The sequence below is a fragment of the Hymenobacter aerophilus DSM 13606 genome (genome assembly GCF_000382225.1).
GTDB lineage: Bacteria > Bacteroidota > Bacteroidia > Cytophagales > Hymenobacteraceae > Hymenobacter > Hymenobacter aerophilus.
Genome location: NZ_KB907800.1, coordinates 323,794 through 334,888, shown reverse-complemented (window position 1 = coordinate 334,888; position 11,095 = coordinate 323,794). Strand labels below are relative to the sequence as shown.

Sequence of the window (11,095 nt, the reverse complement as noted above, 5' to 3'; positions counted from 1 at the left end):
CGTGCTGGCCCACGTAGGCCACGAGCCAGGCCTGGTCGTCGGCCGAGAGTAGGCGCGCAGGCCCCCCGCTAGCGGGTTTAGGAGCCAGCGAGCCGGTTTCCCGCTCACGTCGTAACAGGTCGCGCACGAACGAGCGGCTCACGCCGAAGCGTTGGGCGACCTGCGTCTGGCGAGCTTTCGGTTCGCGGCAGGCGGCGGCCACCCGGGTGCGTAAATCAAGCGAGTAAGGTTGCATAATAGGGCATACGGCTAGATACCCAGAAAGGCCTAACCGTTCACGAATCCGCTATAAGGCTAGTAGCCGTTAAGCTTCAGAAAAGTAGTACGCTTGAGGATCCACCAAATAAAGTGGCACCCCATCGCTATGAAATACCGCCTCGGCCGTACGCACTGTACGGGGCCGGAGCAAGGTGTAGGCAGTCTACCGGCTCAGCGTAACTACGGGCGTGGTGCCTTCCAGCAGCGTCAGGCCCTCGGCGCTAAGCTGGTAGGTGAGGGTTTTAGAACCCAGCGCCGCCAGCAGGCCGGCCTCGGGGCTGTTGGGCGGGCAGGCCATGCGGGTAGTGGCCAGCGGGCCAAACGTGAGGCCCGCGCCGCTCGTGGCGTAAGTGCCCATCAGGCGGTTGCAGCCCGTCGAGCCCGAAACTTTGTTGGTGGCCGTATCGAAGTTGAGCGAGGCTTCGGCGGCAGCCTCCGGGGGCAGCGCCGTGCCGTTGAGGGTGAGAATCCGCCATTGGCCGGCCAGCGCGGCCGGGTCGGGCGCGGCAGTGGTGGCGGCCTGGGCAGCCGGGTCAGAAGTCATACCGGTATTCGAGTCAGCGCAGCCCGCCAGGAGCAGGGCCGTTAGTAAAGTGCCGAAAGTGGAGCGAATCAGGAACATAACAGAGGGGAAAGGGATGAATGGCTGGCGGCGCCAGGGTCGAACCGGCGGCTTCGGAAGCCTGCTTGGCTAGTACTTTACCGGGCCGCCGGGCGCCATACTACATTTTCTGTACCGGAAACTCGTCGAGAATATCCTTGGCGACGCGGCTGAACTCGCTGCCCAGGCGGGCGGGGTTGTTCACGGCGTCGGCCACCGAGCCGCGCCACACGAGGTTGTTGGTGCGGGCATCGATGAAGTCCAGAATCATGGTGCCTTCCTGATAGGTTTCGGTGCGGTAGCCGGTGCGGTAGCCGGTGCGGTAGTAGGGCGTGGTGTACCAGTAGCCGTAGTTGATGGGCAGGTAGCCGCCGCGGTACGACACGGCGTAGGGAAAGGCGTAGCCGCGAACCGGCGGGTTAGCTACCGTGCGCTCGGCCTCATCAATGTAGAGGTGGTAGGTGAGGTAGAAATCGGGTTTGGTATCGGCCGCCGCCTGGCGAATGCCGCGCTTGGCCAGCTCCGAGCTGATGGCCTGCTGAATCTGGGCATCGTTGAGGGAGCTGCGGTAAATCGGGTTTTGCGAGTCGGCCGACTTTACGTCCGTCTGGGCCCAGTCGTAGGTGCGGTACTGGCTGAAATCGGTGCCGGGTTTCTGCTGCACCGTCACGCTGGGCGAGCAGCCGGCTACCAGGGCCACGAGGGCCAGTAGCAGCGGTAAAAGAGTGGTTTTCATGGTGATTGGTTATTTCGAGAAAGGAAAGCGTATACTCGTTTTACTGCTTCGGGCGCGGGCGGGTTGTTGGTTTTGGTGGGCGACACCCGGCGGCGGCCCCGACCACGGGCGCTGCCGGGACAATTTCTGGCACGAAATCGGCGGCCAAGCCAGCGCTGCGCTGGTTGGCTGGGCTCTCTATTCATTACCTGTTTGTTTATGACTACTCTCCTACGCCTTACGCTGCTGGCGGCCCTGCTGCTGCCCGCCGCCTGCGCCCCGCGCCAGTACGCCGGCCGCACCCTCGATGCACCCGCGCTGGCCGCCCACCGCACGGTGGCTGTGTTGCCCTTCGAAGTCAGCCAGGACCGGATTCGGCTGCGCGACATTCGCTACGGGGGCACCGACACCACCGCGGCCACCGAGCAGCGCATTGTAGGCGAGTGGACCGCCGCACAGCAACGCGAGGCCAAAGCCGTGGCCTACCAGCTCCAGCAGCAGCTGCTCAGCCAGCTGCAGGCCCAGCGGCCCGCCGCCGGCTACTCGGTGCAGTTTCAGCCGGTGGCCGAAACCAACCGCCGCCTGCAGCAGGCCGGCATCCGCTACGAAACCCTGCCCCAGCAGTCGATGGCCGAGCTGCAGCGGGTGCTCGGGGTCGATGCCCTGCTTTCGGGCCAGACTGAGCTGTACCAGCCCCTACCCGCCGGCCTGGGGCTGGCGGCCAAAGTGCTGCTCAACGAGCCCGTGGTAGGCCCCTCGGTGATTCCCAGCAGCCAGTCGACCACCAACCTGACGCTGCACGACTGCCGCACGGGCCAGTTGGTGTGGCGCTTCGACTTTGCCAACTCGGGCCAGGCCGCCCTGCGCCCCGACCGCCTGACCCAGCGCCTGGTGAAAGCCGCCGCCCCCGTTTTCCCCTACCGCAACAAGTAGCCCGTAATACGCCAAAAGCCCCCGGAACTCGCGTAGCGGGGGCTTTTAATGTAGGCGGGTACAAACGGCTTCCCGCGCGGCTGGTAGGGCTAGCAGTTGCTGCCGTCGAGGCGACAGGCGGCACCGTCGGCGCCGGCAATGGCTTCGTGGCGGGGCTGGGTTTCGCCCCAGGCCTTCTCCAGCACCTCGGCAAATAGCTCGGCCGGCTGGGCGCCCGATACGGCATATTTGTCGGCAAACACAAAGTAAGGCACGCCGCGCACGCCAATCTGCCGGGCCTCGTATTCGTCGTGGCGCACCTCCTGCTCAAACTGGTCTGAACTCAACAGGGCGGCTACTTCCGGCTCGGGCAAACCCAAATCGGCGCCGAGGCGGGTCAGAACCGCGTGGTCGTTGATGTCGAGGCCTTGTTCCAGATAGGCTTTAAACAGGCGCTCTTCGGCGGCATCCTGGCGGCCGTGGCGGGTAGCCAGGTGAATGAGGCGGTGGGCATCGAGCGAGTTGGCAGGCACCAGCTTGTCGAAGTCGAAGGCCAGGCCTTCCTCAGCGGCCATCTGGGCCATGTTGGCGCTCATCTGGCGGGCCCAGTCTTCGGTGTTGCCGTATTTGCGGGCCAGGCGCACGTACTGGTTTTCGCCGGGCGTGGGGTCGGCGTTGGGGTCGAGCTCGAAGCTGCGCCACTCCACCTGCACCTGGTCGGCGTGGGCAAACTTAGCCAGCGCCCCCTCGAGGCGGCGCTTACCGATGTAGCAGAAAGGGCAGAGAATGTCGGACCAGATTTCGATTTTCATATCAGCAAAAAGTAAAGCGAGGTAGTCAGCTATAAGCCGCCGCTGCCCCGAAAGGTTTAGGCGCCGCATCTCATCGGGCCGGTGGCGGGCTGCCCGGGCTACTTGCCCAGCAGCCGGATGCTGACCACCTGCCCGGGCTCGCGCACCGTAAACTTGCAGTCGTCGAAGGCGGGCGGGGCCAGGCGGGGGCGCACGTTGTTGGAGAAGGCGAAGGGCTCGGTTGGAATGCCCAGCAGGTTCTTGTCCACCTTGTCGTTGTTGTTCAGGTCCTGGGTGATGACCACGGCCCACTCGCCGGCCGGCAGCTGCACCGGCAGGCGCACTTGCCGCTGCCCGGCGGGCTTCACCACCCGCATAAACGCGTAGCCCTTGGGTACCAGAAAGGTTTCGCGCACATTGTAGAAGTACACCTTCACGGCCGAACTCTCCGAAGCCAGCGCCGACACTACTACCGTAACCGCCAGGGCGTCTGCCGGCAGTCCGGCGGTTTCGCGCACCACCGGCGGTGCAGCAGTCGGCAGCGGCGGGGCGGCGCAGAGTAAGTTCAGGAGCGGCAACAAAAACAGCATAGCGCAACAGGTAAGAAGTGAGGGCACGGAGGGTGCGGCCCTAACACGCGGCCCGGCAAAAACATTCGGGCGGCTCGCCGCCCAGCCCTACGGCTGGCCGGCCACCGTCAGGGTAGCCTCGGCCGTGGCGGGCTGTCCGGCCAGGCTCACGCCTTCCACCGAAGCGCGGAAGGTGCCGGCCTGATCGGCCGTGTAGAAGCTGACGCGGGCCCGGCCCGAGGCAGGTACCGTCAGGCGGGGCTGCCAGTAGAGGGTAGTGGCGCGCGGGTCGGGCTTATCGGCCCGGCGGCTGGTTTCGTAGCGCGGGGCGTAGAACTCGCGGGCCCGGTGGTAGGCCGGCAACTGGCGCACGGCTACCCCGGCGGCGGGCACATCGGCGTAGTCTTGCGGGCCTCGTTTTGTGTACACGGCGATTACGCCCCCGCCGCCGTTCATGCCGTAAATGGCGGCCGAGGCGCCCTTCAGCACGTCGACGCGCTCTACTTCCGTCACCGGAATGCTCAGCAGCGCGTCGGCATCCATCAGCTGCATGCCATCAAGCAAATAAAGCGGCTGGTTGCTGCCCTGAATGGAGGTGGCTCCCCGGATCTGGACGCTGTACGACTGCCCGCTGCCGCTGACCTGCACGCCCGCCACGCGCCCCCGGATCAAGCTCAAACACGTTGAGAAAACTCTGCGAGCCCGAAATCTTGTCCGGGCGCAGCACCGCGTCGGCCGAGTTGCCGTGCAGAGCCCGGGTGGGGTCGTCGGCGGGGCGCTGGCCGGTAATGGTGACGTTGCGCAGCACGATGCCGCTGGTTTTGTCGGGCCGGAACTCCTGCTCGAGCACTTGCTGGCGGCGGCTGCGCTGGCCGTAGGCCACCACCGGGGCCGAGGCCAGTACCAGAGGCGAAAGCGGGGCCGGCGGGCGCCAATCGGCCGGGGTGGGGCGGGGCCACCACTCGTTCAGGCGCAAGAGCGCGTTGCGGCTGCCCTTGGCCCCGCGGGCCTGCAGTAGCACGCTGGTTGTATCGAGGCCAGGAAAGCCCAGAAACAGGAAGTCGCCGTTGGCGTTGGCCTTGCTGATGACCACGTCTTTCTGCTTACCCAGCAGCAGGGTCAGCTCGCCTTCGGGCAGGGGCTTGCCGTTGGGGCGCACCAGCTGCCCGCTCAGCGAAAGGCTGCGCTCAAGTGGAAACTGGTAGTCGGCCGCCATTGCCTCGGAGCCGCCCAGCACCTGCTGCCAGCTGAAGCGGCTCCAGCCCTGGGTGAGCAGCAAATCGTTGAGGGCGCGCTGCTGCTCGGGCGTGTGGGCCGCGAAGTACTGGGCGGGGTTCTCCACGTAGCCGCGCAGCTCGGACGTGAGCAGTAGGTGGGCCCGCACGGTGGTGGCGTCGCCGCCCGCGGTGGGCAGGCCGGCTGCCCCGGCCACGGCCAGCGACAGCTCGGCCGGGGCGGGCTGGCCCTCGGCGGTGCTCACTTCCACCTCCAGCGTTACCAGCTCGTGGGGGCCGTAGGTGGGCTTGTCGGGGCGCAGGCGCACTTGCAGGGGCCGGGCTTCGGGCACGAACACCAGCCGCTCGGCCCGGGCCACCTGCTGGCCGTCGAAGAGCGTGAGGTGCAGCACCCCGGCGGGCAGGCCGGCCTTGGCAATGGTAGCCTGGAAGGTCTGGCCGGGCTGAATCTGGCCCTGGCCGGCGTACACGGGCTGGCCCCGCACGTGGCCCAGCAGCTGCAGCGGGGCGGGCGGGGCGGCCGCCCCGGGGGCGGGCTGGTAGCGCACAAACACCCGGAAATCGTCGCCTACTTCGCGCACGTTCAGCAGCCAGCCGGCGGCCTGCACGGCCGGCAGCGGGTAGCTGGCGGTGGAGTTGTCGGGCAGCGTGACGCGGGCCTGGTACTTCTGCCCGGCCTGGGGCGTAAAGCTGAACGAGGCCATGCCCTGGGCCGGCGTCCGGAAGCGCACCACTTCCTGGCCGGCGCCATCCACCACCACGCCGGCCAGCGCCAGGCCGTGGCCGCCGGCCTCGGCGGCCTTCACGCCCACCGTGGTTTGCAAACCGGCCACGTAGTCGCCGCCCTCGGGGAAGAACTGCACGTCGGGCTGGCTGGCCGCTTCCAGGGCGCGGGCAGTCCGCCGGGCCAGCTGATTGCGGCGGGCCGCCGAAGGCTCGGGGCTGCCGCCGGCCGGGGCTGCCGCCTGCCACACGGGCACCCGGCGCGTGAAAAACAGGCCCTCTGGGCTGTTGCGCATCCAGCTGGTGTAAGCGCGCACAGTGTACACGCCCGAGCTCAGCGTGTCGGGCAGCACAATGTCGCCGGCGGCCAGCCCGTTTCCCAGCCGCAGCGTGCGCCTGAACAGCACCTGCCGGTCGGGGGCCACCACATCCACATACAGCACTCGGCTGAGCGAGTCGGGCTGGTGGGCGCGGGCATCGAGCAGGTAGGCCTTGAACCAGAGGGTTTCGCCGGCGGCGTAGGCGGCCTGATCCAGGTGCAGGTAGCTGACTTCGGGCTGGGCGGCGAGGTAGAACTCGTGGAGGCGGTGGGCCAGCAGAGTCGGGTCGGGCAGGGGGGCGAAACCCAGGGCCACCGCCCCCAGGCCGATAACGGCCACCACGTCGTAGCGGCGGGGGGAAGTAGTTGTTTTCATCGGATAGCAGAATAAGTGCGGTAAAAAAGCACTTCTTTTGGCAATTATCCAGTCGGCCGGGCCCGCCACCGGCGGGACCGATGTAACGCCCGGCCCGGCGGCGGGCTCCTGCCCGTACTTTCCTGCCTTATCCAGCCCGCTGCTATGTCCGTTTTTACTTCCCGTGTCGTGCCTCTGCTGCTGCCCGCGGCCCTGCTATTGGGCAGCTGCTCCAAAGGCCAGGAGCCCATGCCCGCCCCGCTCTACCTGCTCGACCAGACCTGGCAGCTTAGCGAGCAGCAGGGGCAGCCCGTGGAGAAGGCCCCGGCCCCGGATGGCGCTGCTACACTCACGCTTAGCTCTTTGGGCAACGTCGGTACTGGCCAGGCCGGCTGCGCCTCCTACCGCAACACGTTCCTGCTGGTCGCCGGCACCGACAATCTGCTGTTCGCCCCATCCGCCCGCGCTCCGCAGGCCTGCCCGCGCCACGAGCACGAAACCCGCTACCTGAGCCTGCTGCCCCAGGTACGGCACTACACCATCAGCCACCGGCAGTTGCAACTCTTCGATTCGGAGCACGAGCAGCCGCTGCTGGTATTTGAGGCGAAGTAGAAATCAGGATTCAGAGCCAGGGTGGTGCGCTGGCAGAACCGGCCTGTCCGTCATTCAGGCTCTAAATCAGAATCCGATATTTACTACCAGCGGCTGCACCTCCCAGGTGCCATAATACGAGTTATACACCGTGCGCAGGCCCACTTCCAAGGGCGTGCGCAGGCGCAGCGGGTTGAACACGGCCGACACATCGAAACCCGCGGAGTGGTAGGAACGCCGGAGCGGGCCCGATTCACCCCGCACATAATCGAGGAACACATTGGCCTTGAGGCGCTGCACGTAGAGTAGGCGCGTGAGTTGCCAATGCACGTCGGCCAGCGGCAGGCGGTACTCGCCGCTGAGGGTCGTGAGGCGGTCGAAGCTCAGGTAGGGCAGGCCGCGCGGGTAAAACACGGCTGCCCCGAACCGGTACTCGCGCTGCTGCTGATACTGGTAGCCGGCGCGCAGCCGTAGGGCGTGGTGCAGGCCGATGCCGGGCAGAAACAAGCTGCCCTGTGCCGCCAGTTGCCGGGCCCGCAGCCCCGTGCCAAACGGCGTGTCGCGGCCACTCAACAGCAGGCTCTGGCCCCAGCGCGGGGCCACGTCGCGGTATCTCTGGCGCAGCGTGCGGCTGAAGCTGAGCGTGCCCAGCAGCGCGTGCAGCGGCTGGCGGCCCACTTCGTTGGTGTAGCGCGCCGGCAGCTCATAGCCGCTGGTCTGTTCGAGCTGATAAAAAGCGCCCACCGTGAGCGAAGTCAGCATTTTGGAATTGGTGAGCACCAGCGGCAGGCGGCTGCCCACGCTCAGGCGGGTGTAGCGCCACCGGTCCTCGGCTACCCGGCCATCGGGCAGCAGCAGCGCGGCGCGGCGGCCGCCGTGCTCCAGCCCGAAATCGAGCACCGGAACCAGGCCCTGGTAGCTGAGGTCGGCAAACACGCGGCCGGTGCGCTCGGTGCCGTCGTAGCCCAGGCCCGCCACGGCCTGGGTGGTGCTCAGCACGTCCTGGGCGCGCAAACCCAGGCTCAGGCTGCTGCCGCTGGGGCTCTGCACCAGGCCCCAGCCGTAGAGATTGAGCGCGTGGGGCAGGCGGCGGTAGCGGCGCGCAGCCAGCGCCGGCCCGGCCACCGAATCAACCGGCAAAACCGGGCCCACGGTAGCCGCACCGGGCTCGTGGGCCGTCAGCTCGTCGGCGTACAGGTCGGCGGGCGGGGCGGGCGTTGCGCCTGCGGGCGCGGCGGGCGGCCAGTCGGCGGGGCGCAGCGGCATCTCGGCCACCCGACTGCCCTGGGCCCTTATTTCGTGGAAAGCCAGCCGCTGCCCGTCGGGACTGATGGCGGCGTGGTAGCTGCCCACCGGCCGGCTGGTTACCGCCCGCACTTCGCCGGTGCTTAGCTGCAGAGCGTAGATTTCATCCTGCCCGCTGCGGGGCGAGTTGAACAGCACGTAACCGGGGCCGGGCTGGGGGTGCGAGAGGTTGTCGTTGGCGGCCGGCAGCACCGTGCGGGTGGTGCCGGTTTCCACATCGAGCAGCTCCAGGCGCTTGCCGGCCGCTTCGAGCCGCACCACGGCCGTCGTGCGCCCGCCTTCGGGCCCGGCCCCGAAGCGCGGATGCAGGTAGGGCTCGTTGGCGGGGTTTTCGAAAGTGCGCAGCACGCGGCCGGTTTCGGTATCGAGCAGGTGCAGGCGGTGCTGGTAGGCCGAATCGGTGCTCACGGCCAGCAGGCGGCTTCCATCGGGCGAGAGTACGGCCGCCGTGTAGCGGGTGCGGCGGCCGGGCCGGCTCAGGCGGCCGGAGGTCAGATCGAGTACCCGCAGCTCGGAGTACACCTGCTGCTGCCAGCGCGGGCTGTACCGAAACTCCAGCCACGCCGCCTTGCCGCCCCCCACCGACAGCTGCTCGGGGTTGTGGTGCAGGCCCAGCACCAGGCGGGTGCGCTCGGCCCGGCCGCGGCTTAGCTCCACCAGCCGGGGCGTGTGGCCCAGCCCGCTCTTGAGGGCCAGCACCGTGCTGTCGTTTACATACTGCGGGTACTGGTACTCGGTGAAAACTTTGTCGGTGGCCGCCACCGCAAAGTCACGGGCCGGCGTGAGCGTCCGGCCGGTTTGCTGGGCGCGCCAGAGGCTGTCGAGCTCCCGGGTGGTTTGCTGGTAGAGGTCGTCGGTGCGCAGGCCCGTCAGGCGGCGGAGCTTGTCGGAAAACGAGAAGGGGTAAACCGGGAAATCGTAGTAATTATCGAGCACCTGGCCCCAGGCGGCGGGGCCAGCCGTGCGCTTGAGGCGGGTGCTGAGGTAGTAGCCCAGCACGTAGTGGTTGGGCACGTAGTGGCGAAACGAGCCGCCCGTGGCCTCGGCGTAGGAGTAGCGCCGGCCGGCCAGCAAATTGGCCCGGTAGTAGGCCCCAAAGTTCGGAATCCGCCCGCGTCCACTCCGGGTAAGCGCCGTTTCGGTGCCCACGGCGTCGCCCTCGGCAAACCAGTCGGGCACGCCCAATGTCGTCAGGCCCAGCCCGCCGAAGCCGCCGAGCAGGTAGCCCAGCTGCCCCACGCCGCGGTGGGCCTTATCAAACTGCACCACGTGGCGGTACTCGTGCACCGTCAGCTGGTCGAGCCAGTCGAGCGTGCCCGTCAGGTAAGGGCCCTGGGGGAAGGTGGTGAAGAACTCGGAGTGCCGCGGCAGCAGCGTCACGAAGCCGTTGCCGATGGTGGTGTGGGTTTGCAACACCACCGTAACGGGCCGGGCGGCGGCCCCGAGCGAAGCGGCGGCCGGCTCGTGCACCTGTTCCAGCCGGTGGGCCGTGCGCCGGGCGCGGTCGGCAAAGCCCTCGGGGTACAGCACCCGGAAATGGGGCGTGCGCACCTCGTACCAGCGCACCCGCGCGGGAACCTGCTGGGCAACGGGCAGCAGCGTCTGGGCCGCGGCGGGCAGGGCGGCCGGCAAAGCCAGCGCGGCGGTAATCAGGAGGCGCGAGGAAGATGTCACAAGGCGGGCCAGGGAGCGGGGGAGGGATGAGCGGCCCCGAAGAAACCACCGCGCCGGCCCGAATGCAAACGGCGGCTCTACGTCCGGGCCGGCCCCAGCCTGCGTATGTAGGCGCGGCCGGCCGGGCCGCCAAACTTTCCGGCCTCACTTTTTGTCTTAACAAGCATGACTAATCTACTGAAAAACGGCTTTGCTGCCGCCTGCATTCTACTACTGACCGCCTGCTCCGAGCGGCCCGCCGAAGCCCAGAAAACGGCCGCCGCGCAGGGCGCGCCCATCACCCGCTCCACGGCCGGCCCCGCGCCCACCGACATGACCGGCCTGGCCACGGCCGACTTTGCCGGCGGTTGCTTCTGGTGCACCGAAGAAGTATTTGAGGAAGTAAAGGGCGTGAAAGCCGTGGTGTCGGGCTACAGCGGCGGGCCCGAGGCCAACCCGAATTACGAGCAGGTGGGCCGCGGCGAAACCGGCCACGCCGAAGCCATTGAGGTGTATTACGACCCGAAAGTGGTCAGCTATGCCACGCTGGTTGATGTGTTTTTCCGCGGCGCCCACGACCCCACCACCCTCAACCGCCAGGGCCCCGACGCCGGCGCGCAGTACCGCTCCATTGCCTTTTACCGCACCCCCGAGGAGAAAAAAACCATCGATGAGGCCATTGCGCGGGTGAACGCCAGCAAGCAGTACAACGAGCCCATCGTGACGCAGGTGGTGCCGTTCCAGAAGTTCTGGCCCGCCGAGGGCTACCACCAGGGCTACTTCCGCCTGCACCCCGAAGTGGGCTACGTGCAGAGCGTGTCGACGCCTAAAGTGGAGAAGTTCCGCCACAAATTCCCCGAGCTGCTCAAAAGCCCGCTGTAGGGCTCGCAGAGTATAACGCCTGCTGAAAACAACGTCATTCAGAGCATGTGGCGCATCAAGCCAGGGACGAAGAATCGCGCGTGCGCAGTAACTCCTGACATTGGGTTTACTTTGGCACGCGAGCTTCTTCGTCCCTGGCTTGATGCGCCACATGCTCTGAATGACGTTCTGTTTATTGGCCTCTAC

At 67.4% G+C, this 11,095-nt stretch carries 11 protein-coding genes; 3 read left to right on the top strand and 8 right to left on the bottom strand.

The genetic code is table 11. From position 1 onward, the window contains the following. The 3 genes from H145_RS23585 to H145_RS0101505 form a co-directional block, all read right to left on the bottom strand. A partial coding sequence (locus tag H145_RS23585; RefSeq protein WP_019946075.1) for a helix-turn-helix domain-containing protein occupies positions 1-235 on the bottom strand: 235 nt, incomplete at its 3' end. A gap of 186 nt (positions 236-421) precedes the next feature. Continuing rightward, positions 422-880, bottom strand: coding sequence for an META domain-containing protein (locus tag H145_RS23580; RefSeq protein WP_019946364.1), 459 nt, complete (start codon positions 878-880; stop codon positions 422-424). A 100-nt stretch (positions 881-980) separates the two neighbouring features. Continuing rightward, complete coding sequence (locus H145_RS0101505) at positions 981-1,595, bottom strand: DUF4136 domain-containing protein (RefSeq protein ID WP_019946363.1); 615 nt, start codon at positions 1,593-1,595, stop codon at positions 981-983. 198 nt (positions 1,596-1,793) lie between these two features. On the opposite strand from H145_RS0101505, the gene H145_RS0101500 reads away from it, so the two are divergent. Then, positions 1,794-2,507, top strand: a complete 714-nt coding sequence (locus H145_RS0101500; protein ID WP_019946362.1) for a hypothetical protein — start codon at positions 1,794-1,796, stop codon at positions 2,505-2,507. Positions 2,508-2,596: 89 nt separating this feature from the next. Here H145_RS0101500 and H145_RS0101495 read toward each other — a convergent pair whose 3' ends face one another. From H145_RS0101495 to H145_RS24680, 4 genes are all read right to left on the bottom strand, one after another. After that, positions 2,597-3,298 carry a DsbA family oxidoreductase gene (locus tag H145_RS0101495; protein ID WP_019946361.1) on the bottom strand — a complete coding sequence of 234 codons (702 nt, stop codon included), beginning with the start codon at positions 3,296-3,298 and terminating at the stop codon, positions 2,597-2,599. A 98-nt stretch (positions 3,299-3,396) separates the two neighbouring features. Beyond that, positions 3,397-3,867, bottom strand: coding sequence for a DUF2141 domain-containing protein (locus H145_RS22380; protein ID WP_019946360.1), 471 nt, complete (start codon positions 3,865-3,867; stop codon positions 3,397-3,399). Between the two features lie 87 nt (positions 3,868-3,954). Further along, positions 3,955-4,494, bottom strand: coding sequence for a TonB-dependent receptor plug domain-containing protein (locus tag H145_RS0101485; protein ID WP_240471641.1), 540 nt, complete (start codon positions 4,492-4,494; stop codon positions 3,955-3,957). Beyond that, positions 4,403-6,499, bottom strand: a complete 2,097-nt coding sequence (locus H145_RS24680; RefSeq protein WP_026351180.1) for a hypothetical protein — start codon at positions 6,497-6,499, stop codon at positions 4,403-4,405. Before H145_RS24680 ends, H145_RS0101485 begins: the two co-directional genes overlap by 92 nt. A 168-nt stretch (positions 6,500-6,667) precedes the next feature. Here H145_RS24680 and H145_RS0101475 point away from each other — a divergent pair, with 168 nt between their 5' ends. Beyond that, entirely contained in the window at positions 6,668-7,090 is a 423-nt protein-coding gene (locus H145_RS0101475; RefSeq protein WP_019946359.1) for an META domain-containing protein, read from the top strand. A 66-nt stretch (positions 7,091-7,156) separates the two neighbouring features. Here H145_RS0101475 and H145_RS0101470 read toward each other — a convergent pair whose 3' ends face one another. Beyond that, positions 7,157-10,048 carry a TolB-like translocation protein gene (locus H145_RS0101470; RefSeq protein WP_051102961.1) on the bottom strand — a complete coding sequence of 964 codons (2,892 nt, stop codon included), beginning with the start codon at positions 10,046-10,048 and terminating at the stop codon, positions 7,157-7,159. A gap of 165 nt (positions 10,049-10,213) precedes the next feature. On the opposite strand from H145_RS0101470, the gene msrA reads away from it, so the two are divergent. Further along, positions 10,214-10,909, top strand: a complete 696-nt coding sequence (gene msrA, locus H145_RS0101465) for a peptide-methionine (S)-S-oxide reductase MsrA (RefSeq protein ID WP_019946357.1) — start codon at positions 10,214-10,216, stop codon at positions 10,907-10,909. Positions 10,910-11,095 lie beyond the last annotated feature (186 nt).